This is a genomic window from Salinibacterium amurskyense, assembly GCF_002797685.1.
Classification (GTDB): Bacteria; Actinomycetota; Actinomycetes; order Actinomycetales; family Microbacteriaceae; genus Rhodoglobus; species Rhodoglobus amurskyensis.
Genome location: NZ_PGFH01000001.1, coordinates 1790860 through 1816543 on the forward strand (window position 1 = coordinate 1790860; position 25684 = coordinate 1816543).

Annotated in this window: 29 protein-coding genes; 6 read left to right on the forward strand and 23 right to left on the reverse strand. The window is 61.1% G+C overall.

Features of this window, described 5'->3' with window-relative positions:
- Window positions 1-90: 90 nt before the first annotated feature.
- Window positions 91-3495 (reverse strand): pyruvate carboxylase, encoded by a 3405-nt coding sequence (locus tag CLV85_RS08530; RefSeq protein WP_100389105.1) that lies wholly within the window; start codon window positions 3493-3495, stop codon window positions 91-93.
- Between the two features lie 121 nt (window positions 3496-3616).
- Here CLV85_RS08530 and CLV85_RS08535 point away from each other — a divergent pair, with 121 nt between their 5' ends.
- Window positions 3617-4423: a ParA family protein gene (locus CLV85_RS08535; RefSeq protein WP_100389315.1), complete on the forward strand. Its 807-nt coding sequence runs from the start codon at window positions 3617-3619 to the stop codon at window positions 4421-4423.
- 102 nt (window positions 4424-4525) lie between these two features.
- Here CLV85_RS08535 and CLV85_RS08540 read toward each other — a convergent pair whose 3' ends face one another.
- The 4 genes from CLV85_RS08540 to CLV85_RS08555 all read right to left on the reverse strand — a co-directional run bounded on the left by CLV85_RS08540 (window position 4526) and on the right by CLV85_RS08555 (window position 7136).
- Complete coding sequence (locus CLV85_RS08540) at window positions 4526-5074, reverse strand: MerR family transcriptional regulator (protein ID WP_100389106.1); 549 nt, start codon at window positions 5072-5074, stop codon at window positions 4526-4528.
- Window positions 5075-5299: 225 nt separating this feature from the next.
- Complete coding sequence (ftsR, locus tag CLV85_RS08545) at window positions 5300-5998, reverse strand: transcriptional regulator FtsR (protein WP_100389107.1); 699 nt, start codon at window positions 5996-5998, stop codon at window positions 5300-5302.
- Window positions 5998-6507 (reverse strand): FHA domain-containing protein, encoded by a 510-nt coding sequence (locus CLV85_RS08550; protein ID WP_100389108.1) that lies wholly within the window; start codon window positions 6505-6507, stop codon window positions 5998-6000. The genes ftsR and CLV85_RS08550 overlap by 1 nt, the downstream gene beginning before the upstream one ends.
- 44 nt (window positions 6508-6551) lie before the next feature.
- Window positions 6552-7136 (reverse strand): CDP-alcohol phosphatidyltransferase family protein, encoded by a 585-nt coding sequence (locus tag CLV85_RS08555; protein ID WP_100389109.1) that lies wholly within the window; start codon window positions 7134-7136, stop codon window positions 6552-6554.
- 134 nt (window positions 7137-7270) lie between these two features.
- On the opposite strand from CLV85_RS08555, the gene CLV85_RS08560 reads away from it, so the two are divergent.
- Window positions 7271-7663 carry a hypothetical protein gene (locus tag CLV85_RS08560; protein ID WP_229820214.1) on the forward strand — a complete coding sequence of 131 codons (393 nt, stop codon included), beginning with the start codon at window positions 7271-7273 and terminating at the stop codon, window positions 7661-7663.
- Complete coding sequence (locus CLV85_RS08565) at window positions 7663-8061, forward strand: RNA-binding S4 domain-containing protein (protein ID WP_100389111.1); 399 nt, start codon at window positions 7663-7665, stop codon at window positions 8059-8061. Before CLV85_RS08560 ends, CLV85_RS08565 begins: the two co-directional genes overlap by 1 nt.
- Window positions 8062-8078: 17 nt before the next feature.
- Here the strand turns inward: CLV85_RS08565 and CLV85_RS08570 are convergent, their stop codons facing one another.
- The 8 genes from CLV85_RS08570 to CLV85_RS08605 form a co-directional block, all read right to left on the reverse strand.
- Window positions 8079-8957 (reverse strand): cytochrome c biogenesis CcdA family protein, encoded by an 879-nt coding sequence (locus CLV85_RS08570; RefSeq protein ID WP_100389112.1) that lies wholly within the window; start codon window positions 8955-8957, stop codon window positions 8079-8081.
- Between the two features lie 2 nt (window positions 8958-8959).
- Entirely contained in the window at window positions 8960-9712 is a 753-nt protein-coding gene (locus CLV85_RS08575; protein ID WP_229820211.1) for a DsbA family protein, read from the reverse strand.
- Between the two features lie 244 nt (window positions 9713-9956).
- Entirely contained in the window at window positions 9957-10457 is a 501-nt protein-coding gene (locus CLV85_RS08580; protein ID WP_100389113.1) for an SRPBCC family protein, read from the reverse strand.
- A 31-nt stretch (window positions 10458-10488) separates the two neighbouring features.
- Window positions 10489-10821: an ArsR/SmtB family transcription factor gene (locus tag CLV85_RS08585; protein WP_100389317.1), complete on the reverse strand. Its 333-nt coding sequence runs from the start codon at window positions 10819-10821 to the stop codon at window positions 10489-10491.
- A gap of 65 nt (window positions 10822-10886) precedes the next feature.
- Window positions 10887-11672 carry a thioesterase family protein gene (locus CLV85_RS08590; protein ID WP_100389114.1) on the reverse strand — a complete coding sequence of 262 codons (786 nt, stop codon included), beginning with the start codon at window positions 11670-11672 and terminating at the stop codon, window positions 10887-10889.
- Between the two features lie 102 nt (window positions 11673-11774).
- Window positions 11775-12041 (reverse strand): DUF7218 family protein, encoded by a 267-nt coding sequence (locus CLV85_RS08595; protein WP_100389115.1) that lies wholly within the window; start codon window positions 12039-12041, stop codon window positions 11775-11777.
- A gap of 133 nt (window positions 12042-12174) precedes the next feature.
- A complete protein-coding gene (locus tag CLV85_RS08600; protein ID WP_100389116.1) occupies window positions 12175-13284 on the reverse strand; it encodes an Rv2578c family radical SAM protein in 1110 nt (369 codons plus the stop codon).
- Between the two features lie 53 nt (window positions 13285-13337).
- On the reverse strand, window positions 13338-13898 hold the full coding sequence (locus CLV85_RS08605; RefSeq protein WP_100389117.1) for a TetR/AcrR family transcriptional regulator: 561 nt from the start codon (window positions 13896-13898) through the stop codon (window positions 13338-13340).
- Between the two features lie 82 nt (window positions 13899-13980).
- Here CLV85_RS08605 and CLV85_RS08610 point away from each other — a divergent pair, with 82 nt between their 5' ends.
- Complete coding sequence (locus CLV85_RS08610) at window positions 13981-14337, forward strand: DsrE family protein (RefSeq protein WP_100389118.1); 357 nt, start codon at window positions 13981-13983, stop codon at window positions 14335-14337.
- Between the two features lie 175 nt (window positions 14338-14512).
- Window positions 14513-14977 (forward strand): GNAT family N-acetyltransferase, encoded by a 465-nt coding sequence (locus CLV85_RS08615; protein ID WP_189621871.1) that lies wholly within the window; start codon window positions 14513-14515, stop codon window positions 14975-14977.
- 5 nt (window positions 14978-14982) lie between these two features.
- Here the strand turns inward: CLV85_RS08615 and CLV85_RS08620 are convergent, their stop codons facing one another.
- Window positions 14983-16365, reverse strand: a complete 1383-nt coding sequence (locus CLV85_RS08620) for an LLM class flavin-dependent oxidoreductase (RefSeq protein ID WP_100389120.1) — start codon at window positions 16363-16365, stop codon at window positions 14983-14985.
- 144 nt (window positions 16366-16509) lie between these two features.
- Between CLV85_RS08620 and CLV85_RS08625 the strand changes: the two genes are divergently transcribed.
- Window positions 16510-17094 (forward strand): flavin reductase family protein, encoded by a 585-nt coding sequence (locus CLV85_RS08625; protein WP_100389121.1) that lies wholly within the window; start codon window positions 16510-16512, stop codon window positions 17092-17094.
- Here the strand turns inward: CLV85_RS08625 and CLV85_RS08630 are convergent, their stop codons facing one another.
- The 9 genes from CLV85_RS08630 to CLV85_RS08670 form a co-directional block, all read right to left on the reverse strand.
- A complete protein-coding gene (locus CLV85_RS08630; RefSeq protein ID WP_205030345.1) occupies window positions 17095-17679 on the reverse strand; it encodes a hypothetical protein in 585 nt (194 codons plus the stop codon).
- Window positions 17680-17788: 109 nt separating this feature from the next.
- On the reverse strand, window positions 17789-18634 hold the full coding sequence (locus CLV85_RS08635; protein WP_100389122.1) for a fumarylacetoacetate hydrolase family protein: 846 nt from the start codon (window positions 18632-18634) through the stop codon (window positions 17789-17791).
- A 2-nt stretch (window positions 18635-18636) separates the two neighbouring features.
- Window positions 18637-19014 carry a RidA family protein gene (locus tag CLV85_RS08640; protein ID WP_100389123.1) on the reverse strand — a complete coding sequence of 126 codons (378 nt, stop codon included), beginning with the start codon at window positions 19012-19014 and terminating at the stop codon, window positions 18637-18639.
- 36 nt (window positions 19015-19050) lie between these two features.
- On the reverse strand, window positions 19051-19866 hold the full coding sequence (locus tag CLV85_RS08645) for an ABC transporter ATP-binding protein (protein WP_100389124.1): 816 nt from the start codon (window positions 19864-19866) through the stop codon (window positions 19051-19053).
- Entirely contained in the window at window positions 19863-20705 is an 843-nt protein-coding gene (locus CLV85_RS08650) for an ATP-binding cassette domain-containing protein (RefSeq protein ID WP_100389125.1), read from the reverse strand. The genes CLV85_RS08645 and CLV85_RS08650 overlap by 4 nt, the downstream gene beginning before the upstream one ends.
- Window positions 20702-22273 carry an N-acyl-D-amino-acid deacylase family protein gene (locus CLV85_RS08655; RefSeq protein WP_100389126.1) on the reverse strand — a complete coding sequence of 524 codons (1572 nt, stop codon included), beginning with the start codon at window positions 22271-22273 and terminating at the stop codon, window positions 20702-20704. The genes CLV85_RS08650 and CLV85_RS08655 overlap by 4 nt, the downstream gene beginning before the upstream one ends.
- Complete coding sequence (locus tag CLV85_RS08660; RefSeq protein WP_100389127.1) at window positions 22270-23148, reverse strand: ABC transporter permease; 879 nt, start codon at window positions 23146-23148, stop codon at window positions 22270-22272. The genes CLV85_RS08655 and CLV85_RS08660 overlap by 4 nt, the downstream gene beginning before the upstream one ends.
- The gene (locus CLV85_RS08665; RefSeq protein WP_189621809.1) at window positions 23145-24095 is read right to left on the reverse strand and encodes an ABC transporter permease; all 951 of its coding nucleotides are present in this window, start codon (window positions 24093-24095) and stop codon (window positions 23145-23147) included. Before CLV85_RS08665 ends, CLV85_RS08660 begins: the two co-directional genes overlap by 4 nt.
- Window positions 24096-24157: 62 nt before the next feature.
- On the reverse strand, window positions 24158-25666 hold the full coding sequence (locus tag CLV85_RS08670) for an ABC transporter substrate-binding protein (protein ID WP_100389129.1): 1509 nt from the start codon (window positions 25664-25666) through the stop codon (window positions 24158-24160).
- Between the last annotated feature and the right edge of the window lie 18 nt (window positions 25667-25684).

The following is a 25684-nucleotide window of genomic DNA, read 5'->3' on the forward strand; positions in this document are numbered from 1 at the left end:
AAGCAAACACACCACTTTACCGCGTTAACGAGCGAGACGTGACCGCTGCTTGCACACCGGTCACGTCTCTACCCTACAAAACACTGAGCGTTAGCTGGGCTCGATCTCCACAAGCAGGTCGCCCGCATCCACCTGTTGCGTCTTCGGAATAGCCAAACGCTTGACCGTTCCCGCAACAGACGCGGTGATCGCGGCTTCCATTTTCATTGCCTCGATCGAGGCAACAGCCTGGCCCGCTTCGACCTTGGCGCCCTCCTCGACCTGCAACGTGACGACCCCCGAGAACGGTGCGGCGACGTGGCCCGGCTTCGACGTGTCGGCCTTTTCTGTAGCGGTCGAATCAACCTGAATGCTCTTATCGCGGATAAACACCGGGCGAAGCTGACCGTTCAACGTCGCCATCACCGTGCGAATACCTTTCTCGTCCGCCTCACCGATGGCTTCAAGACCGACGAACAGCTGAACGCCTTTCTCGATCTCGACCACGTGCTCTTGACCCTGCTGAATTCCGTAGAGGTAGTCAGTGCTGTCGAGCTGCGAAAGGTCGCCATAGGTCTCCCGAGCCGTCTCAAAGATCTGAGTCGGACCAGCGAACAACAGGCGGTTGAGAGCCGAGCGGCGATCCTGCGGTTCGCCATCGAGCGCAGCCTGGTCCTCAGCGCTGATCTCCTCAACACCGATCTTCACGTTGCGCCCCTTGAGCACCTTCGTGCGGAAGGGTTCAGGCCAGCCGCCGGGAAGCTCTCCCAGTTCGCCCGCCATGAAGCCGATAACGGAATCCGGGATGTCGTACTTGTCGGGGTTCTCCTCGAAGTCAGCAGGGTCAGCGTTCGCCGCAGCCAAAGCTAAGGCCAAGTCACCAACGACCTTGGATGACGGGGTCACCTTCGGCGGACGCCCGAGCATCTTGTTAGCCGCAGCATAAAGATCTTCGATTGTTTCGAACTGATCGGCCAGACCGAGCGCAATCGCCTGCTGACGCAGGTTGGAGAGCTGACCACCGGGAATCTCGTGGTGGTAAACGCGCCCTGTGGGGCCGGGAAGACCCGACTCGAACGGAGCGTAGGCGTGGCGCACGGCCTCCCAGTACGGCTCGAGATCCGAGACCGCGTCGAGCGAGATTCCGGTGTCACGTTCGGTGTGCGCGAGCGCAGCAACCAAGGCCGACATCGAGGGCTGGCTGGTTGTTCCCGCCATTGGAGCGCTAGCGACATCCACAGCATCCGCACCGGCACGCGACGCAGCCAAGAAGGTGGCTAGCTGGCCACCAGCCGTGTCGTGAGTGTGCACGTGGACCGGAGCGTCGAAACGCTCGCGGAGAGCCGTTACGAGCGTCTCAGCGGCTTCTGCGCGCAGCAGACCAGCCATGTCCTTGATCGCGAGCACGTGAGCGCCGCTCTCCATGATCTGGTCGGCGAGCTTGAGGTAGTAGTCGAGCGTGTACAGATCTTCGTTGGGGTCAAGAAGATCTCCCGTGTAGCAGAGTGCAACTTCGGCGACAGCAGTGCCCGTGTTGAGGACTGCGTCGATCGCCGGACGCATCTGCGAAACGTCGTTGAGCGCATCGAAAATACGGAAGATATCGACACCGGTGTCGGCGGCTTCGCGAACGAAGGCATCCGTCACCTCAGTGGGATACGGCGTGTAACCCACGGTGTTGCGGCCGCGCAGCAGCATCTGGATAGCGACGTTGGGCAGAGCCTCACGCATCGACGCCAGTCGCTCCCACGGGTCTTCGGCCAGGAAGCGCAGCGCAACGTCGTAGGTTGCACCGCCCCAGGCCTCGACAGACAGCAGTTCAGGCGTCAGGCGCGCAACGTGCGGCATTACTGCTACCAAGTCACGAGTACGCACGCGAGTCGCCAAGAGCGACTGGTGGGCATCCCGGAACGTGGTTTCTGTGACGGCAAGCGACTTCTGCTCGCGCAGAGCGGAAGCAAAACCGGCCGGGCCGAGTTCGAGTAGCCGTTGGCGCGAACCAGCTGGAGCATCAACCGTGAGGTCAACCTCCGGCAGCTTCAGCTGCGGCTTGATAATTCCCGCACCATCGCCGTTGGGCTGGTTGACGGTGACATCAGCGAGCCACGTGAGGATCTTGGTTCCACGATCCTTCGAGCGGTGCGAGTTGACGAGCCACGGACGCTCATCGATGAACGCCGTACTCACGTCGCCCGCAATGAACTCAGGGTCATCGAGAACGCCCTGCAAGAACGGGATGTTCGTGGTGACGCCGCGAAGACGGAACTCTGCGAGTCCACGACGAGCGCGGCGCACGGCCGACGCAAAGTCGCGGCCACGGCAGGTCATCTTCACGAGCATGGAGTCGAAGTGGGGTGAGATCTGCGCACCCGCAGAAACCGTTCCACCATCCAGACGGATGCCGGCGCCGCCGGGCGAACGGTACGTCGTGATCTTGCCGGTGTCAGGTCGGAACCCACTAGCAGGGTCTTCGGTGGTGATGCGGCACTGCAGGGCAGCTCCGCGCAGTTTGAGTTCGTCTTGACGGAGCCCGAGCTCTTCGAGTGACTCTCCATAGGCAATTCGCATTTGCGACTGAACGAGGTCGACATCGGTGACCTCTTCGGTAACCGTGTGCTCGACCTGGATGCGCGGGTTCATCTCGATGAAGACGTGCTCGCCCTTGCGCTCCCCCGCCGTGTCGAGCAGGAACTCAACGGTTCCCGCATTGACGTAGTCGATCGACTTCGCGAAAGCGATGGCATCGCGGTACATCGCTTGACGGGTGTCTTCGTCGAGGTTGGGCGCCGGAGCGATCTCAACAACCTTCTGGTGACGACGCTGGACCGAGCAGTCACGCTCGAACAGGTGAATCGTGCCGCCGTGCGAATCCGCAAGGATCTGCACCTCGATGTGACGCGGGCGAACTACCGCCTGCTCAATGAACATCGTGGGGTCACCGAAAGCGCTGTCGGCTTCACGCATGGCCTCTTCGAGAGCACCGCGCAGGTCTTCCTTCTTGTCGACTCGACGCATACCGCGACCGCCACCACCGGCGACAGCCTTGGCGAACACCGGGAAACCGATCTCATCAGCGCCAGCAAGTAGGGCCTCGAGGTCGGTGCTCGCGGGAGTGGACTTGAGCACGGGAACTCCCGCCGCGATGGCGTGTTCCTTAGCGGTGACCTTGTTACCGGCCATCTCCAGCACCTTGGTGGGTGGACCGATGAACGTGATTCCGGCGTCTGCCGCTGCACGAGCGAGGTCAGGGTTCTCCGAAAGGAAGCCGTAGCCGGGGTAGATCGCGTCTGAGCCGGACTCCTTCGCTACTCGAATAATTTCCGAGACGTCGAGGTAGGCCCGAACGGGATGCCCCTCCTCACCAATCTGATAAGCCTCATCGGCTTTCAGACGATGAACCGAGTTGCGGTCCTCGTACGGAAAAACGGCCACGGTTCTTGCCCCGAGCTCGACAGCCGCACGCATAGCGCGGATGGCAATTTCACCTCGGTTGGCAACGAGTATCTTCTTGAACATTCGGTCCTTCCTGACAAAAACCAAGCCTAGAGTGATTGAACTCTGGCAGTTTCCTCAAGGGTGCGCAAAAGTTGGCGGAGTTTTAGGTTTCTTAACTGTAGTGAAGGTATCGTCGTTACTCGTGCACGTACTTAGCGTTAGCTCCCTCAAGGGGGGCGTGGGAAAGACGACCGTTACGCTTGGGCTCGCTTCAGCAGCCTTCGCTCGCGGTCTTCGAACTCTCGTCGTCGACCTTGACCCCCAGTCCGATGTTTCGACCGGAATGGACATTGATGTCACCGGTCACCTCAACGTGGCTGATGTCCTTGCCTCGCCCAAGGAGAAGATCGTGCGCGCCGCGATCGCTCCCAGCGGCTGGACTAAAGGCCGCCCCGGCAAAGTGGATGTGCTCATTGGCTCACCGTCAGCCATCAACTTCGACGGCCCGCACCCCAGCATCCGCGATATTTGGAAGCTTGAAGAGGCCCTCGCTAACGTTGAAGCGGATTACGACCTCGTTCTAATCGACTGCGCGCCGTCGCTCAACGCCCTCACCCGCACCGCCTGGGCTGCCAGCGATCGTGTATCGATTGTTACGGAACCCGGACTGTTTTCTGTCGCCGCCGCTGATCGCGCATTGCGCGCCATCGAAGAAATCCGTCGCGGCCTCTCCCCTCGTTTGCAGCCGCTCGGCATTATTGTGAACCGTTTGCGCTCACAATCGCTTGAGCACCAGTTCCGCATCAAGGAACTTCGCGACATGTTCGGCCCCCTCGTGCTGTCACCGCAATTGCCCGAACGTACGTCGCTGCAACAGGCCCAGGGCGCCGCAAAGCCCCTTCACGTGTGGCCAGGGGAAAGTGCCCAAGAAATGGCGCGCTACTTCGACCAGATTCTCGACCGTGTCATGCGCGCAGCGCGCATGGGCGAGTACAACAGCGGCCAATAGCTCCGCACTGCGCGTGAAGCCAGCACTTCGGTGCTGGCTTTTTGCATGCCCACGAACTGCGTCGCTCTCGCAGAGAGAAACGCGGGGAGAAAGAAGCGTCGTTTAGGAGGCGCGGGATGCGCGGCGCTTCGCCAGCTCATCCATGGGGTCTTCACCCTTGACGGTGTCAAGATCGATCAGGCTGGTCTCTACCTCGCGGAGAACCTTACCGACGGCGATGCCGAACACACCCTGGCCGCGGCTCACGAGGTCGATAACCTCATCGTTTGACGTGCAGAGGTACACACCAGCGCCATCGCTCATGAGCGTGGTCTGAGCAAGATCGTGGATGCCGGATTCGCGCAGTTGATTGACCGCGATACGAATCTGCTGCAGCGAGATTCCGGTGTCGAGCAGTCGCTTGACGAGCTTGAGCACGAGGATGTCGCGGAAGCCGTACAGTCGTTGCGATCCTGAGCCGGCAGCACCGCGAACGGTGGGTTCTACGAGCTGAGTGCGAGCCCAGTAGTCGAGTTGGCGATAGCTGATGCCCGCAGCGCGAGCAGCTACAGCGCCGCGGTAGCCCGACGTGTCGTCGAGGTCAGGCATTCCGTCGGTGAAGAGGAGGCCAAGGTCGTAGCGTGATTCTTCGCTACGGTTCACTTCACTCATGGCTTTGCCCCTTTAGTTCTGATTGATCAGCACGAAAACAACGAACCTTCATGTTGAAGTTGACGCTTAATGTTTCGTGTTACCCCACGGTAGTCACGCCCACCGCCTCGATCAACGACATTCGCAAAAACTCGGCGGCGTGTCGGAATCAGTTGGATAAAACTGGGCCAACCTCACTGAACCGTCGTCGGCGGGAGCCGGAAAACGGTCAACAGATCGACCGTACTACGAATCGAGTCTGCTGAGGGCGGATCGAATAAGACTGCTGCGAACAATCTCCAACTGGCCCGCAATTTCGCGCGCCATCTCAGCCGCACGCGCACGGCTTGACGCATCTTTGCGACGAGCAACCGGCATCAATGCACTCTCAATCAGGCCCAGCTCGCGCTCTGCAGCCGCACGAAAGCCCCGAAGGTGTCGTGGCTCAATGCCGCTGCGCTGAAGCTCCACAAGAGACTTGAGCACGGCGAGAGAATCTTCACCGAAAACATCGGAGGCCACGATGAGCGATGACGAAATAGCGTCACCCAAGAGCATCGGGCTCGCGCCGGCCTCGCGGATCAGCTCATCGCGCGTGAGCTTGCGCTCCGCCGAGAGCATGGAAGCAGCAGCAACGGCACCGCCAGGAAGCTCAGGGGTACGCCCCGCATCCATCTCTTCTAAGTAGCCACGAATGACCTTGAGCGGAAGGTAATGGTCGCGCTGCATAGTGAGCACGAAGCGCAAACGCTCCATGTCTGCTGAAGAAAACTTGCGATACCCGGATGCCGTACGTGCCGGAGCAACAAGCTTGCGCTCTTCAAGAAAGCGAAGCTTCGACGGGGTCAAATCGGGAAACTCAGGACTGAGCTTGGCAAGAACTTGGCCAATACTCAGCAGCGCGGGAGCCGGGGCTGACCGCGCTTGGCGCGCGACGCTAGCCACTAACTGCCAGCCGGCGGCGTGAGATCGCGGCGCGACGCGTAGAACGTGAGCTTGTACTTGCCGATTTGAACCTCAGCCTGGTCACGAAGCACAGCGGTCGTCGCAATGCGGTCTCCACTGAGGTAGGTGCCGTTGAGCGATCCAAGGTCTTTGACATCGAACGTCGTTCCATTACGCAAGAACTCAACATGACGTCGCGACACCGTGACGTCATCGAGAAAAATATCTGCCTCGGGGTGACGACCCACCGTGGTGAGGTCGGCATCAAGCAGGAAGCGGGCACCCACATTGGGGCCTCGGCGAACGATCAACAACGCTGAGCCCGACGGCAAAGCAGAAATTGCAGACTGCTCGTCTGCCGACACATCCGCGGCCATCGCCGCCACCTGCGCCGCAAACTCATGACTGTACGTAGCAGTGGTGTCGATGCGCTCGACAATAGGCTGCGCGGACGTCTCGTTTGCCGACTGTACGTCGGCGCCGTGACCACTATTCATTGACTCAACCATCGCAAACCTCCCTGACTAACCAGCGTATCGGATCGGAGCACTCCTCAGACCCTCGGAAGGCGAGAAATTCGGACAGATTGTGCAACGTAAATGAAACCTGCCCACCAATACAAGAACGCACCCCACAGCGCGAATGCCCACCCCACCGGATCAGTGACGCTCGCAATCGCAGGAAATGCCTGCCCCAGCATGAGAACGGGAAGCGCATAGAACAGGGCCGCGGTGGCCACTTTGCCCAAATGATGAACGGGAAGGGGCCCGAAACCGTAGTTGGCAGAAATGATGCCCAGCATGGCCAACATGACCTCGCGCGCAACAATCACGAAGAACAGCCACCACGGAATCACGTTGCGAGCAGCGAGACCAATCAGAGCAGCAAAAATGAACAGGCGATCGGCGGCGGGGTCAAGCAACTGCCCCAATCGCGTCATCTGGTTAAAACGTCGAGCAATGAAGCCATCGAGGTAGTCGCTGAGACTGGAAAACACCAACACGAGCAGCGCGAGAGCGTCTTGCGCGGTGATGATGAGATAGAGAAAAACGGGGACGAGCCCGAGCCTGAGAAAACTCAAGATATTGGGCACAGTCCACACACGATTGCTGATCTCGGGTGAACTACTACTGGCCACAGTTCGAGTCTAGCGAGCATCCGCATCCAAAATGCCGAGAATGCAGCGCTGTCTCGCAGGGGCTCACGAGTATCCTCGAGACCATGTCATGCATCCGGTTCAACACTCCTGCCCAACGGGCACAAATGCGAGCAATGGCCCCCTCGATGCTTAGCGCCGAGGAAGCTGCCGCGCTCCACCCCGCGCCCGAAGTTACTGACAGCAAGATTGCACGCCTGCGTCTTCTCGCGGCCGACCCCAATCCCAAAATTCGCGAGAGCGCTGCCAGCAGCCACCACACCCCGGTTGACGTATTTGAAGCTCTCGCTCGCGACAGCGATGCTGGCGTTCGCGCCTGTGTCGCCCGCAACGAACACGCCCCGTGCGATGTGCTGCGGATGCTCGTCGATGACCCCTCCGAGGTTGTGCGCGGCTTTCTCGCCATCAACTTCTATGTGCCCGATGACGCGATGAACACTCTCGCGGCAGACGGCAGCGCCACAGTGCAGCGCCTCGTTCAGTGGAAAACTGAACTCGCAACGGTCTAATGGCCGCGGGAACTGTTCGCGTCGACAGTTGGCTGTGGGCAGTGCGCGTCTATAAAACTCGCTCGCAAGCAACAGCGGCCTGCCGTGCTGGCCATGTGAAAATCGGCGGCACAAGCGTCAAGGCTGCCCAGCCGGTTCGCATCGGCGACCAAGTGCGCATTCGTATCGCTGGCTTCGATCGCATCCTTGTCGTCAAGCAGACGATCGTGAAGAGAGTGTCGGCGGTGACCGCCGCCGAAAGCTACATCGACGAGACTCCCCCGCCGCCCTCTCGCGAGGAGCGGGCTTTCGCTCCCCTGCGCGACCGCGGTGCCGGGCGTCCGACCAAGCGCGAGCGTCGGGAGATCGACAAGCTGCGCGGCAGAGATGGCAACGAAGAATGGATGCCCGAACTCTAGTTGTGTCTAGGCTCGCGTCAGCCTTCGAGCGAGCGCGATTCGGCAGGAACTTCGTCGAGCGCCTGCGCCCGGGCCTGTGAGCGCCGCGACACGAGCCAGACCACACCGGCGACTGCCGCGGAGAGTGCGACTGCTGCGCCCAGGAAGAGGGCGTTATCGATGCTCGAGCCGGTCGTTGCCGCCCACGACTCAGCGCGGTACTGGAAGGTGATCGGGATGACTCCCCCCAATGACGCGGTGCCGTCGCTCACCAGCAAAAGGATGCCGATTCCGATAGTCAGCGCGCCAGACACGATCATCGTCCACGAGTTTGACCACCCACGGATAGTGAGCGTCCGTGGCCGCAGCCAGCGACGCCCCCGCGCACCGAGCCGCTTCCAAACAGCAGCCAGAACGAGCAACGGCACCGTCAGCCCGAGCGCATAGAGCGTGAGCATGATGGCACCGTAGACCGCGTTTCCGCTGAGCGCCGCGACGGCGAGCACGGAGCCGAGGATCGGGCCCGCGCAGACGCCAGCGACGGCATAAACCATGCCGAGTGCGAAGACCGAGACGGCAGAGGTGCGGTCGGTTGCAGCATCCGCACTCTCCGTTCTGGTCAGGCCGGGAACCGGAATGGCGAACAGCTGAACAGCACCCGCGGCGATGACGAGGACGGCAGCCCCGACAATCAGCGCGCCGCGGTTTTCGTTCACGAGGGAGCCCAGCGTTGCCGAAAAGACTCCCAGAGGAATGAGCGTCGTGATGAGGCCGCCAAAGAAAAGCACCGTCCGCGCAAATAGAGCCGAAGCAGAACCAAAAGCGTAGGCAAAGAACGCCGGCAATAGCATCACCGAACACGGACTCAAGAGAGCGAAAAGCCCGCCGATAAAGGCCCCGGCGTAACCAATATCCACTGTTACTGGGCTGCCAGTCTCAACTGCTCGTCGATGACATCCTGGAACACCTGAAGCGGCTGGGCGCCGGCAATGGCGACATCATTGATCACGATAGACGGGACGCTCGTTACACCGATTTGTTGAGCCTCCTGCGCGTTGATCTGCACCCGCTGCACTAGTGCGGGGTTCGCAAGGTCTGCCTCGAACTGCGCCATATCGGGCACACCGATGTCACGCGCGTAATCGAGAACCTTGTCGCGATCGATCTCGAGGTGCCCCGTCTCGGGCGCCGACGCGTAGACCGCCGTGTTGTATTCCCAGAACAGCCCCTGCTCACCGGCGGCGTGCGCAGCGACCGCGGCCAGCACAGACGTCTCGCCGAAGATGGGATTATCGCGCCACTCGATGCGAAGCTGACCTGAATCGACATATTCGCTGATGAGCGTCGGAAGAGTTTCGCGCGACAGCACCCCGCAGAAAGGACAACGGTAATCCGCGTATTCCACGAGCACGACAGGCGCGTCGACCGCTCCGAGCGCAGTCGGGTCATCGGCAACCCGTCGGGCTAGTTCGACTGCGGGCTGCGCCTCCTCGCCGGCAGAAGCCGACGGGACCGCTTGACCGGGAGACGTCGCCGAATTTGACTGGGCTCCGGCCACGAAGGCGACGGCGAGAAGCGCCAACCCCACGAGCCCTCCCACGATGAACAGGCCACGCTTGGAGGATTCCTTGCGCCGATTCTGGGCTGCCCGAGACGGCTGGGGGGATTTCACGCTATCGATCTCCTCAGGGCACTCAAGTACCCACATCAGTGGCCCGATGAGGGCCACCATCCACCCTACCTACTGGCAGCCCAGGAGCCTGACCGAGACCATTGTCCAACGCGAGCCAGCAGAGGATCTCGCCAGCTTTCACCGCGTCGTCGTAGCCTTTACTCCGAGCAATCGAGGCGAGCTCACGCGGAGTGAGGCCCGTGTTCTTTTAGACGGTGTCGAGGTGCGCCTAGAACGACATCGGTCAGCTGCCTGTTTCCTCGTCGTCGCCCAGAATCGCGGCGATCTGGCCGACAGCGAGTCGCATTCCCTCTTCCATGCCCATTTCGATCATCTCTTCGAGTTGCTCAAGCGACTCGAATTGCGAGAAGATTGTGAGCCGTGTTCCGTCGGCGGTGGGTTCGAACGTCAACCTGGCCGTCGTTACCCCGAGATCCGCCGAGGGCTCGCCCTGATCATCCGCAAATCCATCTTCAATGAGCAACTCCGTCGGGGCCGAAATCGAGACGAATCTCCACCAGCCGTGAAGACGTTCGCCATCCGGCCCTTGCATGTAATAGTGCGCGCGTCCCTCTGGCTCGAACTCGAAACGCACGAAGGTAGCGGGCCACTCGGGCGGTCCCCACCAGCGCTCCAGTTGCCGGGGGTCGCTGACGAGCTGCCACGCTCGCTCGGCCGACGCGGTGAATTCCGCCGTCGTGGTCATCGAGAGTGCGGCGGCGTCGGTGTGTGTCGAGATGTTCATTAGGGTCTCCAATCGTGGTGGATCATCGTCGTTACTCTTCGTTGAGCACGGCTTCCATGCGCAGCACTCGCTGCGTCCAGACGTTCTCTACACGAGCGAGCAACTCTTGGCCACGCTGAATGGTCTGAAGATTGCCGCGAACAATTTGCTCGCGCCCGTGGCGCTCTTTCGTCACCAATCCTGCGGTGTGCAGGATCGCCACGTGTTTCTGCACCGCCGCGAAACTCATCTCGTACTTGCGCGCGAGCTGCGAGACAGAAACTCCCTCGCTGAAAACGCGCGTGACGATGTCGCGGCGCGTGGCATCCGCCAGCGCTCGAAACATCGCGTCGACTTGAGAGTCGGACAGTTCATCTACAACCATTTGGTTGTAGATTACTGACATGGGCGTGAACGCGCAAGAGACACACGGGCAGAGCGTTCCGTCTCCTAAAGTTTTCGCAGCGTGAGGATTTGTTCCGCTCGCCCAAATGGCCCCTGGCTGTCATGCAGCACCGTTGAGGTAAGACCAACACCGTCGGTGCCAAAACTCACCGCATTCTCGAGACCGAGCCACTCGCCAACCGGAATACGATAAAGGTGGATTTGAAGGTCAACATTGGGGAAGGCATAGCCACCCTCCCCCGGCTTCACCCGCGTCGCAATACCGTTGCTCGTATCGACGAGGCCCATGAGCCGCACGAAGTCAGAGATGGGCTCGGAGGCGAGCAGCGGAACGGGAGTGCGCAGCCAGACTCGCCCGCGGCCTGCTTCGTGCTCAGGTAGCGCTCGTGCCTCGATAGAGCGGATGTAGCCACCGGGCCACTGCGTCAGGTTGACGGGCGCGCCCGCGCTCTCTGGGCCGAGCATCCGTTCGTCAACGATGCCCGCAATCTCCGCAGTGTCTGAAGTGTGCAAACGCCAGGTCGTCGCGCGTACAGCGACACGGCCGCCGGCGCTCAACTCTGCCTGGACAAGCTCGATAGTGCGGCCCGGTCTCAACATCGAGACGTGGATGTCGAACTCGCCATCCGGGATTAGTCCCAAAATTTCGTAGCTGATGCGCGCAATGCGTAGCTCTGGCCGGGCCTCGAAGCCCTCCAAGGCATGCGCCAAAATGCCGGCGACGGGAGCCATGTGCTGCTCGTGCGGATTCCAAGCGCCCTGAGCGTGAATGGTCGATTCGAAGCGAGTGTCGCCGTGCCTGAGGTAATACGAGGAGGGGGTTGAAGTCACCGCCCCAGCCTAATCAGCAGTGACCACCCGCCCCAAGGGTTCAGAACGAGGATGCTGCGTGCTCTCGCAACTCCATACACATCAGCGCACGAGATGTGAGCGCTAGTGCGAACGAAGCTTGTCGATGAGCTCGCTCTTAGTCAATGACGAATAGCCGTGAAGGTCTAGCTCCTTGGCGCGCTGTCTGAGCTCTTTCACCGTCCAGTCGTCGTACGAGCCCGACTCTCCACCCCGTCGCCCGATCTCGGAGCGACCCTGATTCGCTGCCGCGTTCGAGATGCGCGCGGCTTTCTCTTTCGACGCGCCGTCCTCGCGAAGCTCTTCGTAGAGCTCGGGATCTTTGAGGCTTGAATTCTTGCGAGAGGGCATGAGCGAACTCCTCAATCTGGTCGACCGTGACGCTACGTATATGGCGCCGCCACCAGCCTAAGCAGAGGTGTGACAGTTGCGACGAACTGTCTGGAACCCTCAAGGAGGCACGGAGGAGGCGTTCAGAAAAGCGTTAGAACAGCATCGGTTGAGGCATTGCTCGCGCTGCCAATTGCGGCGGCATCTCCTCCGCGATCAACGAAGGTGTAACCGAACCTGAACGTGAGCGCACCCCGGCATGGACCCGCGGCTGGGCCCGAGAGCCGACGATTCCGGTGGCAGGATCGAGAGCGGTGCGCTGTAACCCATGACGCCGAATAATCGGCTGCAATTTAGCAGCAAGCCACTTGCGGTAGTCCTTGGGCGCGTAGTTTCCCGCCGAGTACATCGAACGATACTTACCCACGAGCTCCGGATGCGCACCCTCCAGCCACTCGAAGTACCACTCTTTAGTTCCCGGCTTGAGATGCAGAGCCGAATACGTGATCGATGTACCGCCGGCCGCTTTGACCTGCTCCACGGCTCGCTCGAGATGATCCCGGGTATCCGTCAAAAACGGGAGAATCGGCATCAGGAACACAGCACAATCAAGACCAGCATTGCGTGCCGCGGTTACCGTCGCCAACCGCGCCTTGGCAGTCGGGGTGCCTGGCTCGACCGACTGCTGAAGGTCATCGTCGTAGATTGCAATCGACATGCCAAGATCTACCGGTACATGCTCACTCGCCTCCACCAAGAGCGGCAGATCTCGGCGCAGCAACGTTCCCTTAGTGAGGATGGATAGCGGCGTGCCGGAACCAGCCAGCGCAGCGATGATGCCCGGCATGAGCCGATAGCGACCCTCAGCACGCTGGTAAGGGTCAGTATTGGTGCCCAACGCCACAGGGTTCCTCCCCCAACTGGGTTTACTGAGTTCCTTTGCGAGCACCTCAGCCACATTGACCTTGACGATGATCTGAGTGTCGAAGTCTTTGCCCGCATCGAGATCGAGGAATTCGTGCGTGGGGCGAGCGAAGCAATAGGTGCACTGGTGGAGGCATCCGCGCATGGGGTTGATCGTCCAACCGAATGGCATATCACTGGCAGTCGGCACCCTATTGAGCGCGCTCTTGGCGAGAACCTCGTAGAAGGTGACGCCGTCGAACTCGGGGGTTCGCACCGTTCGTACAAGATTGTTGAGCTTCGCGAGCCCGGGCAGAGCATCAGGTGCCTCGTTGCTCACTTGCTGCCCACTCCATCGCATGATGCTATTCGAACATATGTTCGAATAGACCGCAAGCCGACGCGCGAGTGGCTTTAGGCTGCTGCGACCTCGTGGGCGAACTGGGCAATCTCTCGAACCTGGGCGGAGTCTCGAGTGAGCTTCGCCGTCGTGAGGGCACCGTCATAGAGCACGATGAGACGCGACACGAGCGCATCAGTCACATCCACACCGACGATCTCCTTCACGTGCGCCCGAAGCACGCGCCGATAGCGGGCGATCGCGGCCTGCACGTCCGGCATATCGGGGCATTCGATCGCGGCGTTCGTGAAAGGGCAACCGTAGAAAGTGCCGCCATCGACTTGGTCAGCCACTGCCAAGAACAGTCGCTCGATGCGGACTGCTGGCGGGGCATCCGCGTCATCGAGCTCAGTCACTCGATCGAGCCATGCGTCGGCCTCCTCATCCAAGTACGCCGCGATCAGCGCTTCCTTGCTCGGAAAGTGGTGATACATGCTGCCCTTTGCCACCCCAGCCTGAGCGATCACAGTGTCGATTCCCGTGGCATTGATTCCGTGCGCGTAGAAGAGATCTGCCGCGGTGGCGAGGAGTTTCATGCGCGAGGTGACGCGGATCTGCGGGGTTTCTGGAGCCATCTTGCAATTCTAGACGAACCCGTCTATATTGTCTAGACGGATCCGTCTAGAAACGCTGGATGGCCGACACAAGGAGTTTTTCATGTCAGATCTCAAGATCGCCGTAGTCATCCTCGAAACCCTCGAGAACAACAACGCTCGCGTCTACCGTGGCCTCAAGACCGCCCTCGAGTTCAAGGCCGCCGGCGACGACGTCATCGTCATGTTCGACGGCTCGGGCGTAGAGACCCTCGCCAAGATCGCTGATGCTGGCCACCCGATGAACGGCCTCATCTCGGCGCTCGGCGACACGATCATCGGTGCCTGCGAATTCTGCGCCAAGTCGCACAAGGTCTTCGAACCCATCCGTGACGGCGGCTTCCCGCTGCTCTCCGACAACGGCGGCGAAGCCAGCGTTCGCAAGCTCGTTGTCGACGGCTACCAGATCATGAACTTCTAGCAGCTTCTCCCCCGAGAACGGCAACGGCCCGGGCCCTCACCACGGTGAGCGCTCGGGCCGTGCACTTTCTCCAACACGGCGGCTGCGACCGAGGCACCGCGCCAGCGCTGCTAACGTCGTAGGAGTGTTCTCTAAAGTGACAGTCCCCACCACCCTGCAGACCCGCGACGGCGAAATGACTCTTCGCTACTCCGAACTCGGAGACATCGACACCATCCTGCAACTGCTCGCCGACGACCCCGTCAGCGCCCTGCGTGGAGACACTGCTCGCCCCGAAGACCGCCCGGCCTACGAAAAAGCCTTTCACGCAATCGCCACGACTCCCGCAAACGCACTGCTCGTTGTCGTCGCACCATCGGGCGATGTCGTCGCAACAATGCAGCTCACTGCCATTCCCGGAATGGCGCGTCGGGGCTCGCACCGCCTCCAGGTCGAAGCCGTGCGCGTTGCCGCGAGCCAGCGTTCGAGCGGAATCGGCGGCGCGATGATGCGCTGGGTTATCGACACCGCGGCGCCCACGCTCGGCGCGTCCCTCATCCAACTCACATCAGACGAGGCACGCACCGACGCGCACCGGTTCTACACCAAGCTGGGCTTCGAAGCCTCACACATCGGTTTCAAGTACTCGGTCGAGCTCTAAGCCCGTCAGGGCGCCGAAACTGGTTGGCGCCGATAGCTCGCGCCAGCGTGGTCAGCAGGCAAGCGATCGCCCCGGCCATGCAGCTTCTGACGCAACGTTCCCTCTACATACTCTTCGGGGTATGAACCACGAGCCCGCAGCACCGGGATGACATGCTCGACCACGTCTTCGAACGTGCCCGGCGTGATCGCGTAGGCAAGATTGAACCCGTCGACGTCAGTCTCCGCCACCCACGACTCCAGCTCATCCGCAATCTCCTCCCCTGAGCCGATGATGAAGGGGCCAAGGCCTCCAATGGCTCCGAGGCGCGCAATGTCCCGCACTTTCCATTCGCTGCCGTCGCTGTTCGCTTTCTGAAAATTCGCCACGGTCGACTGAATAGCGTTGCTCTTCACATTGCCGATCGGCTCATCGAGGTCGTACTGCGAGAGGTCGATTCCCATCCATCCCGACATGAAGACGAGAGCCCCTTCCTCGCTCGCATAGCTCAGATAGTCGGCATATTTGGCATGAGCCTTTTCGGAGGTCTCATCGGTAATGATCGTCAGCAAGGTGTAGATGCGGGCCGAGTAACGGTCGCGGCCTGCTTCTTCGAGAGCATCCCTGATGCGACCAACTGTTTCCTTAAGACCCGCTTTGGTCGAGGCGGCGACGAAAATTGCCTCGGCGTTGCCCGCGGCGAACTGGATCCCTCGTGGCGACGCCCCGGCTTGATAGATCACCGGCGTGCGCTGCACCGAAGGCTCCGCCAGATGGATGCCGGGCACCGAGAAGTGCTCGCCGCTGTGTTCGATATCGTGAACCTTGCTGGGGTCGGTGAAGACACCCGATTCTCGGTCGCGGATAACCGCGTCATCTTCCCACGAGCCCTCCCACAACTTGTAGAGCACCTCGAGATATTCGTCGGCATGGTCGTAGCGGTCGTCGTGCTCGAGCTGATCGTCGTTACCCATGTTGCGCGCCGCTGATGGCAAATACCCCGTCACGACGTTCCAGCCGATGCGGCCCTTCGTGAGGTGGTCAAGCGTCGACATCCGTCGAGCGAAGGGATACGGATGCTCGTACGCGGTTCCCGCCGTAATGCCGAACCCCAAGTTCTCGGTGACATGCGCCATCGCCGAGACGAGCAACAGCGGATCATTCACGGGAACCTGAGCACCGTGGCGAATCGCGGCCTCGTTCGAGCCGGCGTAGACGTCGTAGGTGCCGAGGACATCCGCAATAAAGATGCCGTCGAAAGTTCCTTTTTCGAGCAGCTGAGCAAGCTCGGTCCAGTAGTCGAGGTCTTTGTAGCGCCACGATTGGTCATCGGGGTGGCGCCACATTCCTGAAGACTGGTGAGCGACGCAGTTCATATCAAAGGCATTGAAACGGATTTGTCTAGGCATGCTTTCATCGTGCGCCCGGACTCGATATCGCGCACCTAGCAGCGAAACAAAGGCGCAATAGTCGGACACATATCGACATATTCTCGCTTCATGGCGCGAGGGAGTGCACGCTAGTCCGCATCCCCCGAACCATTGGATGGACGAATGCACACGACAGCCCCCACCGCTCCCTTCACGGCAGAGCGCCCCCACGGCACCGATGACGATGCCCTGCCCGCTACCGGGCTGAGCGCAGCCGAATTCGCGGCGGCGTTTCGCCGGTATCCGGGTGGCGTGGCGGTGGTGACCGCTGACTCTGCTCTCGGCCCTGTCGCTCTTACGGTCACGTCGATCGTGTCGGTGAGCGCGGATCCCCCGCTATTTGCGTTCTCGATTGGACATCAGGCATCCACCGCGACGGGGATTCGAAATGCGAACTCCTACGTCGTGCACTTTCTCGGCAGCGAACAATTACCGATTGCCCAACTGTGCGCGACCAGTGGCGTCGACCGCTTCGCCGACCGTTCACTGTGGTCGCGCCTACCGAGTGGAGAGCCGTACTTTCCGAGCGCCCCCGTGCGCATCGTTGGCCAGCGCATTGATCAACTCGACACGGCGTCAGCGTCGTTGATTCTGGTTCTCGCGCAGGGTTCTCATGTCGGAACCGAGACGGATGCTGGCCCGCCGCTGGTTTACCACGACCGCGGCTGGCACGAGCTGAGCTCTCAGTCGCAGCTAGGACGCCGCTAGCTACAAACTCGGGCTCGCGGAAGTTGCGGCGGTGTGAGCTGAGTCAGAATCTTGCGTCGACTCGGAAGCGCGCTTCAATCCGGCAGCCTCGTCGTCATCCCAGCTCTCGACGAGCGTGATGCGACCGCGGGATTCCTTGACTGCGAGCACCAGCGCGATGATGCCGGTCGCAATGCCCACAACCCCCAAGGGGTTGGCGATTCCGATGGCGATCCCCAGGGCTGGCTCGTTCGGCCCGCTCACGATCGTTTGCAACCCTTCCGGGGTGTTATCGGGAATGGTGAGCCCCAACAAGAAGGCGGAAAGGCCAGAGGAGATCAGCATCGCGTGCGTGATGGGGCGTGTAGTGAAGCCGCGCAGGTCGCTGCGGCGTATCGCAAGGCCGACAAGCACCAACAGAATCGCAAAAATGACACCGAGCGTCGCCGCGTAAATGACGGTGAGATCGCCACCGAGGCCAAAGAGATGACGACCGAATGAGACCCAGCCTGCCACCGCAATGCCGAACACAATCACCGCGACACCGGTGCGGCCAGAGCCTGACTCTCCGGGAGTCTCTCGAACTCGAACAGCGCTATACGTCACGGGCATTCCTTAATCTTGCAGCGTCTCCTCAATCGTAGCGATCACGGAACAGAAGGCGCGCCTCTCCCCACGAGAGACGCGCCTTCATCACAGAAGCAACGAACGCGAGCTACGGAGCCACGCACTCCTGAGACATCGTTCCCAACCCGGTAATTGCGCTGCGCACAACTTCGCCCGCGCGCAAATAGCGAGGCGGGTTCTGGCCGAAGCCGACGCCGGGCGGTGTGCCGGTAAAGATCACATCGCCGGGGCGCAACTCGACAATGGCCGAGAGTTCACTGACGAGTCGCGGTACCGAAAACACCATGTCGTTCATCGGTGCGCTCTGCACGAGAGCATCGTCAATCCAACATTCGAGAGTGATTTCTGACTGCTGCAGAAAGCTCTCCGTGTCGACGAACACTGGCCCGAGCGGTGCGAACCCCGTGAACGACTTACCGAGCGAGAACTGCGGTGGCACTCCTCGCATCTGCACGTCGCGCGCCGAATAGTCCTGGCCAATGCAGAAGCCTGCGATTGCCGCGAATCCGTCTGCTTCGGCGATGTTGCGACCGCCCGCGCCCACGACAGCAACCAGCTCAACTTCCCAATCGACACTGTCGGTCGGCAATACGAGCGGTTCGAACGGACCCGAGATCGACGACGCAAACTTCGTGAAAACCATCGGATGTTCCGGGACGTTAAACCCGGACTCCGCAGCGTGATCAACGTAGTTGAGTCCGACCGCAAAAATCTGCTGCGGGGCGTGCGCGAGCGCACCCCACTGAGCGGGTTCAAGCGCGGCCTCGCTACGGTCGCTTGCTACGGCATCCGCCGCCCACGCCTGAAACGGTGCCCAGTCCCGGTAGAGCTCGTCGACCGTGGCCGAGAATCGACCAGCACTCGCACGCTCGATATCGACAACGGTGCCGTCGACGAGGAGCGATGCTCGGCCGTCAATGACTGCGAGACGCATTGCTACTTCGCGGGAAGCGCGACGATCGCGTCGAGCTCGACGTCGAAGCCACGAAGGTTGGCCTGAATCGTCGTGCGCGCCGGGAGCGGTGCCGTGAGGAACTCTGCCGCGATCTCGTTGAACTCAGCGAAGTCATCGAGGGTCTTGAGGTACACGCCGTAGCGCACGGTGTTCTCAAGGCTCGTGCCGGCAGCCTGAGCAACGGTCTCGAGGTTGCGGAAGGTCTGGCGAACCTGCTCAGCGAAGGTCTCGCCGACGCGGTTGCTGTCTTTGTCGAACGGGCCCTGACCGGCAAGAAACACGAGCGAGCCTGCGACGACGGCAGAGCTGTAGGTGCCGGCGGGCTGAGGAGCGTCTGGGGTGGTGATTGCGTGGAACATTGATGCCTTTCTTTGGGGTTGGTTGGGGTGCCCGCACTAAGCCGTGCGGGGCTGATCGCCGTGAAGGCGAGGAACTGACGCAAGAAGTTTCTTGGTGTAGTCGTGCTGAGGTGAGGTAAGGATGTCGGCGGCCGCGCCTGATTCGACGACTTCACCGTGATACATCACGTAGACGTAGTCGCAGAAACGCGCGACAACGCCCATGTCGTGAGTGATCATGAGCACCGCCATTCCGCGATCGTCGGCGAGAGCACCGATGGTCTCAAGCACGGCTGCTTGCACGGTCACGTCGAGCGCACTCGTCGCTTCATCCGCAATCAGCAGTCGGGGTGACGATGCGATCGCCATCGCGATCATGACGCGTTGGCGCATTCCGCCGCTGAGCTCGTGAGGGTACTGACGGTAGACCGCGGCGGGGTTACGAATACCGACCGCATCCAAACTCTCGATAACGAGAGCCTTGGCGGTCTTTCGCAGCTCGGGGCGGTGCGCCACGAGAACGTCGCGCACTTGGTGCCCTACTCGAAACACCGGGTTGAGCACCGACATTGGGTCCTGGAAGATCATCGAGGCTTGCGCACCGCGGACGCCTTGGATCGCCGAGAGCGGCGCTTTGAGAAGTTCACGACCATCGAGAGTGATGGATGATTCCTCGCCATAGTGGGCGATTCGTTCGTCATTCAGGCGCAAGACCGACATCGCGGTGACCGACTTGCCGGAGCCCGATTCGCCAATAATTCCCACGCGGGTGCCCGCCTCGACGCGAATGGAAACACCGCGCACCGCGGGAGGGGCGGATGCCGAGAACCGTACCGAAAGATCCCGGATTTCTAAGAGTGCTTGGTCGCTCATGCGCGGCTCCTCGTCACGTTGATCGGGCTAGTGAGATCGGGGTCGATCGACAGCGGACGATGCCGCGATGCAGGATCGGGTTCAAGAACCGCTTCGATCAGGGCACGAGTGTAGGGATGTTGCGGGTTGCCGAATACCTCGTCAGACGTTCCGTACTCCACGATCTCCCCCAGGTACATCACAGCGACTCGATGCGACATGGCACGCACGACGCCCAGATTGTGGGCGATAAACAGGTAGGCGATTCCTTGAGTGCGTTGAAGTTCTTGAAGCAGTTCGAGCACTTGGGCTTGCACCGAAACATCGAGCGCGCTGGTCGGTTCGTCGCAGACGATCAGCGACGGGCTAACGCCAAGCGCCCGGGCGATCGCGATGCGCTGGCGTTGACCACCGGAAAACTCGTGCGGGTACCGGCCGGCCATCTCCGCCGACAGCCCTACTTGCTCGAGCAGCTCGCCCACGCGGGCGGCGGCACCGGAGCGCGGCACGATCTTGTGCACCAGCATGGGCTCCGCGATTTGCCGCCCGACCGTCATCCGCGGGTCGAGTGTGGCGTACGGGTCTTGGAAGATCATCTGCAGGTCGCTGCGGATAGCGCGCATGCGGGTCGGTGTCACTTCGGCAAGGTTCTCACCTTGGTACGTGATGGTTCCTTCGAAAGGCATCAATCCGAGCACGGCGCGCGCGACGGTCGACTTGCCCGACCCCGATTCGCCCACAAGCCCGACCGTCTCGCCGGCGGCGAGGGACAGCGAGACCTTATTGACGGCGGGCTTAGCGTTGCCCGTGCCATAGCGAACCGTGAGGTCTGAGATTTCTAGTAACGGTGAAGGGGTCATGCTGTTCTCCTTCTCAAGACGTGGCCAGGCAATTCATGGGTGTGACGGCCGTCGCGCACTACCCGGACGCCGTTCACAAAAACGTGGGCGATTCCTTGCGGTGCTTCGAGTGGGGATGCGTAGGTTGCCCGGTCCGCAACGGTTGACGCGTCGAAGACCGTGACGTCAGCGCACGCACCAACCGCGAGCACGCCGCGGTCACTAAAGCCCAGTCGAGCTGCCGGCTTCGCAGTCATCTTGTGCACGATCTCCACGGTGGTCATGCCAGCACGCGAGAGTTCGTCGAACGAACGCGGGAAGGTACCGATCGACCGCGGATGAGGCAGATTGGCATCGTGGGTCAGGCTCAGGGCGAGCCCATCCGATGCCACAGAAACGAGCGGATGCTGCAGCACCCGGAGTGCGTCGACGGGACGCGTGCCGACGATGATCACATCAACGTTGAGATCGTTCGCGCTGAGGAGTTCCACGGCGAGAGAACCCCACGACTCGTGGCCTGAATCAGCAACTAGATCCGCGAGAGTTCTGCTCACCGCGAGCGGATTTGCTGAGGCCTTAGCCACCGTAATGGCCTCCGGTGGAAACCCTGCCGCCGACTCAAGCATCTCGGCAACGGCAGCCGGAGCATCCGCAATGCGTTGGGCGATCTCGGCCACGGGAAGTGCCCGCAGCTCGGTCGGCAACAGTTGAAGCATCGTGGTGTGACCGGCAAGATACGGATACGCATCGGCTTGCACATCGCCGTTCGCGTTCTCGACGAGGGCGATCGCGGCGTCGAGGGCGCTGCCATCGTCGTCACGGATCGAGCGAAAGTGCGAAATTTGCAGGCGAGCTCCCGAGGTCTCAGCAATCTGCAGGGCCTCAGTCACCGCATCCGCCAGTCCGTCGCTGTCGTACGCGCGCATGTGCATGCTGAGCAGAGCATTGTGTTGAGCAACTGAACGCGCAAGTTCAGTGAGTTCGTCGACTGGGCTGAGTTCGCCCGGCGAATACATGAGACCCAAGCTCAAGCCCCACGCGCCCGCCGCTAGAGCCTCGTGCAGCTCGGCAACCATGGTCGCGCGGCGATCGTCATCGTGATGGGGGTCTAGCCCGACTCTGGTTTGAGCGGCAAGCACGATAGTTCCGTGCCCCACTAGAGGTGCCACGTTCGTCGCCGCCGGTGTGGCATCGAGCGCGGCAAAGTACTCACTCACCGAGTTCCAGCTCACTTTGACATCCGCGACGATGTCTACGGGCCCGATAATCGCCCGAACGTCGTCGGGGTTGCCGCGAATCGGCGCCGGGCTCAAACCACAATTGCCAATCACTTCGGTGGTGATGCCCTGCAGCACGCGTGATTCACATTCCGGGTACGCAAAGCGGGTGAGATCGGAGTGCGTGTGGATGTCGATGAATCCCGGTGCCACGATGAGGCCTGTGCAGTCGACCACCACGTCGGCATCGCCCTCGGGGAAGTGCCCGATGCCGGCGATCTTTCCGTCGGCGATCAGAACGTCGGCGTCGAGAAGTGGGGCGCCGGTTCCGTCGGCAACCTGACCTCCGCGCAGCAGCGTGACGGGGGTCATGAGCGACGCCGCCGTCTCATGGGGTTGGCCGATTCAGCGATAAGTTCGCCAGCGAACATCAGCACGGCAGCGACGAAGGTGATGACAAGGCCGGCCGAGATCGCGTACCAGGGTGACGTGACGTAGTAGTTCTTCGAAGCCTCGAGGATCGTGCCCCACGTGGAGGCGGGCAAATCGACGCCCAAACCGAGATAGCTCAGACCGGCTTCGATCAGGATGGCTTCCGCCATGAGCGTGGGGATCAGCGTCAGCAGAGGGCCGGCGGAGTTGGGAAGCACGTGGAGACCCAAGATTTGAGTCGGTCGCACTCCCCCGACCCGCAGCGCTGTGACAAACTCGCGCTCCTTGAGACTGCGCGTTTGCGCTCGCATCAAGAGAAAGACGCGAGGGAAGAAGAGGAACCCAATAATGACCGTGAGCGAAAGGCTCGTGGTGCCGAAGCTCGCGACCATCAGAATGGCGAAGAGCACGAGAGGGAAAGCGAGCGTCGCCGAAGCGACACTCGTGAACGCGCCATCCACAAACCGTCCTGCGTTTCCGGCGATGAGGCCGGTGGGAAGGCCGATGACGAGAGCCACGAGAACGCTGCCCGCCGCGATGACGAGTTCGAGCTGAGTGGAGTAGACCAGTCGAGCCCAAACGTCGGCTCCCGCTTCATCCGTTCCCAACGGATGCGCGAAGCTCGGAGACAACAGAATGGACGACGCGTCAATCGCCGATGGCGAGTACGGGCTGAAGAGCGAGGGCCAGACTGCCATGAAGAGGGCGATTACGCCGATGACAATGAGAGAGAGTCTCGCGGGGCCGACGGCGGCAATAGCAGCGAAGGTGCGCGACAGGGGTGTTCCGCTCGTGCGGGGTTCGGTGAGTGTCATTCTGTGATCCTCGGGTCGACGAGACGGTAAGCGAGGTCTGCAAGGTAACCAACGAGCAGCACCACAATCGTGGTGAGCAAGACGGCGCCCTGCACTACTTGGTAGTCACGGTTGAGAACGCTCGAGAGTAGGAGTTGGCCGATACCGCCGAGGCCAAAGACGGCCTCCACGAGCACGGCACCTCCGACGAGCGCTCCGATCTGTACTCCCACGATCGTGATCATCGGAGTGACAGCATTACGCATGGCGTAGACGAAGACGCGGCGCGGTGTCGAAATGCCCATGGCCAGTGCCGTGCGCATGTAATCCTGGCGGAGAACGTCGGAGGCTTCGGCATAGACGAAGCGCGTCAGCACTCCCCCGAGGAAGATCGCCAGCGTCGTGACCGGCAGAATCATCTGGATGAAGAACTCTCCGAAGTCGTCGAAGGGGCTGGTGAATCCACCGGACGGCAAAATGTCGAGCGTGACCGAGAAAATGATGATGAGGAACAGTCCGAGCCAGACTGCGGGAATCGCGATCGCCAATGTCGTAACCAGACGCACTGCCCGGTCGACGATTCCATTGCGGAAATACGCAGCGGCCATTCCGAAGATGATGGAGAGCGGTACCGCAATGAGCACGGCTCCCAGGATGAGGAACAACGTGGGCGGAACAGCGCCCGCTACGAGTTCAACGACGGCAACCCCGCTGCGGCTTGAGACTCCAAAGTCTCCGCGCAGGATGTCGCCAAGCCAGATTCCATACTGAACCGGCCAGGGCTGGTCGAGCCCCATTTCTGTTCGTAGCCGGGCCAGCGTTTCCGCCGCATCCGGACGCCCCGCCTGGGGACCTAGCAGCAGAACTGCTGGATCCCCAGGGGTGAGCCGAAGAGCGAGGAAGGCGAACACCGAGACGAACCACAAGACCACGGCGAGCTTTGCCGCCTCTATTCCTGCGCGTCGCATGATTTTCACGATGCTGCCTCCCTCGTTTCTTCTTCGTGTTGCGTGCTGTGTCGTGCGCGGTGTTACTTGCTGACGGTGACCTGCGAGAGCAGAGCCCAGCCGAGCGGGTTGACCTCGTAGCCCGAGACCTCCGGACCAGCGATCGACGCAACCGGGGTCGACTGCACGATCATGATGGGGAGTTCGTCAACGAGAATCTGCTGGAGTTCGCCGTAGAGCTCGCCCCGAGTTGCCTCGTCAGAGACGCGGGTAGCGTCAAGCACGAGATCGGATACCGTCTGGTTCTGGTAGTCGTCCGCAAGGTGCGGAGTCATGATGATGTCGAAGAAGGAGTGGGGGTCCGCTCCAACGTTGAACACATTCCAGGTGGCGTCATAGCCGCGGCTCACGTAAGCGTCGAGCCAGACCGAAATTTCAGTGATGTTGACGTTCAAGGTCACACCGATTTCAGCCAAGGATGCCTGCCAGACGCGGGCGAGCTGTTCAGCTTCCGGGAAGCCGGAAGGTACTTCGAGCGAGAACTCGAGGTCAGACTCGCCAGCAGCAGCGAGCATTGTCGCGGCCTTATCGAGGTCGTACTCGTAGCCATCCTGCGCGGAGTAGGCCCAGCTGCTCTCAGGCAATGGGCTCCAGCTGCTCGAGCCTCCGCCACCGTAGGCGATTTCCCGAATGGAGTCCTTGTCGAGGGCGTGAGCCAGAGCCTGGCGCACCATCGGGTCAGCAAGCTTGCCCGAAGAGTTGAACTCGATCAGCGAGAGGCTGTTCGATGCCACCGGCTCCACGAGGGCGGCACGGTCGGCGTCGAGCTGCGACACCGTTGCGGCTGATGCGCTGGCGAGAATGTCAACGCTTCCGCTGTAGAGATTGTTGAGCGCGACCTGCTGGTCGGCGATCGGCTGCAGTCGAAGCGTTTCCGTCGGCGATACATCGCCGAAGTAGTCATCGAAGCTGGTCAGCACGATCTCGGTGTTCGCCGTCCAGCTCTCGAACTCGTAGGGGCCTGAACCTACGGGCTCTGAGGTCGCTGTGTCGAAGCTCGAAGGAGCGACAATCGCGATCGATGCGAGACCCGCGAGGAACGTGGCATCCGGGTTGTTGAGTGTGATGACGACCGTCGACTCATCCGTTGCCTCGTACGAGGCGACGTCGGCAAGACGGCCCGACCAGATCGAGTCTTCTGCTGTGCCGGCGCGCTCCATCGAAGCGATGACGGCATCAGCGTCAACTGAGGTTCCGTCGTGGAATACGGCATCCGGCGCTAGGCTGAACGTGAACACCGTTGCGTCTTCGTTTACCTCGTACGTCGCGAGATCGGGCTGAAGCTTCAGCTCGGCGTCGTAGTCGACGAGAGACGAGAACACGAGCTCACGAATCGCAAATTCGAAGATGATGAGCTGATTGGTGTGAGGATCGAAGTTGTCAATGTCGCCCGCCAGAGCTACGACTACCTCATCCTTGATCGCTGCTGAGTCGTCATTGCTTGATGACTCAGCAGCGCATCCTGTAAGCACGAGCGAACTTACTGCGGCAAGGCCGATCAACGACCGACGCCATGGTGACTTGTTACTCATTGCGCTACCTTTCTGTTA

What these genes read in the sequence shown, in the direction of transcription:
- CLV85_RS08530 (WP_100389105.1), bottom strand. Translation starts at nt 3,495, where the DNA reads ATGTTCAAGAAGATACTCGTTGCCAACCGAGGTGAAATTGCCATCCGC.
- CLV85_RS08540 (WP_100389106.1), bottom strand. Translation starts at nt 5,074, where the DNA reads ATGAGTGAAGTGAACCGTAGCGAAGAATCACGCTACGACCTTGGCCTC.
- CLV85_RS08550 (WP_100389108.1), bottom strand. Translation starts at nt 6,507, where the DNA reads ATGGTTGAGTCAATGAATAGTGGTCACGGCGCCGACGTACAGTCGGCA.
- CLV85_RS08560 (WP_229820214.1), top strand. Translation starts at nt 7,271, where the DNA reads ATGGCCCCCTCGATGCTTAGCGCCGAGGAAGCTGCCGCGCTCCACCCC.
- CLV85_RS08565 (WP_100389111.1), top strand. Translation starts at nt 7,663, where the DNA reads ATGGCCGCGGGAACTGTTCGCGTCGACAGTTGGCTGTGGGCAGTGCGC.
- CLV85_RS08580 (WP_100389113.1), bottom strand. Translation starts at nt 10,457, where the DNA reads ATGAACATCTCGACACACACCGACGCCGCCGCACTCTCGATGACCACG.
- CLV85_RS08585 (WP_100389317.1), bottom strand. Translation starts at nt 10,821, where the DNA reads ATGGTTGTAGATGAACTGTCCGACTCTCAAGTCGACGCGATGTTTCGA.
- CLV85_RS08595 (WP_100389115.1), bottom strand. Translation starts at nt 12,041, where the DNA reads ATGCCCTCTCGCAAGAATTCAAGCCTCAAAGATCCCGAGCTCTACGAA.
- CLV85_RS08600 (WP_100389116.1), bottom strand. Translation starts at nt 13,284, where the DNA reads ATGCGATGGAGTGGGCAGCAAGTGAGCAACGAGGCACCTGATGCTCTG.
- CLV85_RS08605 (WP_100389117.1), bottom strand. Translation starts at nt 13,898, where the DNA reads ATGGCTCCAGAAACCCCGCAGATCCGCGTCACCTCGCGCATGAAACTC.
- CLV85_RS08610 (WP_100389118.1), top strand. Translation starts at nt 13,981, where the DNA reads ATGTCAGATCTCAAGATCGCCGTAGTCATCCTCGAAACCCTCGAGAAC.
- CLV85_RS08615 (WP_189621871.1), top strand. Translation starts at nt 14,513, where the DNA reads ATGACTCTTCGCTACTCCGAACTCGGAGACATCGACACCATCCTGCAA.
- CLV85_RS08620 (WP_100389120.1), bottom strand. Translation starts at nt 16,365, where the DNA reads ATGCCTAGACAAATCCGTTTCAATGCCTTTGATATGAACTGCGTCGCT.
- CLV85_RS08625 (WP_100389121.1), top strand. Translation starts at nt 16,510, where the DNA reads ATGCACACGACAGCCCCCACCGCTCCCTTCACGGCAGAGCGCCCCCAC.
- CLV85_RS08635 (WP_100389122.1), bottom strand. Translation starts at nt 18,634, where the DNA reads ATGCGTCTCGCAGTCATTGACGGCCGAGCATCGCTCCTCGTCGACGGC.
- CLV85_RS08640 (WP_100389123.1), bottom strand. Translation starts at nt 19,014, where the DNA reads ATGTTCCACGCAATCACCACCCCAGACGCTCCTCAGCCCGCCGGCACC.
- CLV85_RS08645 (WP_100389124.1), bottom strand. Translation starts at nt 19,866, where the DNA reads ATGAGCGACCAAGCACTCTTAGAAATCCGGGATCTTTCGGTACGGTTC.
- CLV85_RS08650 (WP_100389125.1), bottom strand. Translation starts at nt 20,705, where the DNA reads ATGACCCCTTCACCGTTACTAGAAATCTCAGACCTCACGGTTCGCTAT.
- CLV85_RS08655 (WP_100389126.1), bottom strand. Translation starts at nt 22,273, where the DNA reads ATGACCCCCGTCACGCTGCTGCGCGGAGGTCAGGTTGCCGACGGAACC.
- CLV85_RS08660 (WP_100389127.1), bottom strand. Translation starts at nt 23,148, where the DNA reads ATGACACTCACCGAACCCCGCACGAGCGGAACACCCCTGTCGCGCACC.
- CLV85_RS08665 (WP_189621809.1), bottom strand. Translation starts at nt 24,095, where the DNA reads ATGCGACGCGCAGGAATAGAGGCGGCAAAGCTCGCCGTGGTCTTGTGG.
- CLV85_RS08670 (WP_100389129.1), bottom strand. Translation starts at nt 25,666, where the DNA reads ATGAGTAACAAGTCACCATGGCGTCGGTCGTTGATCGGCCTTGCCGCA.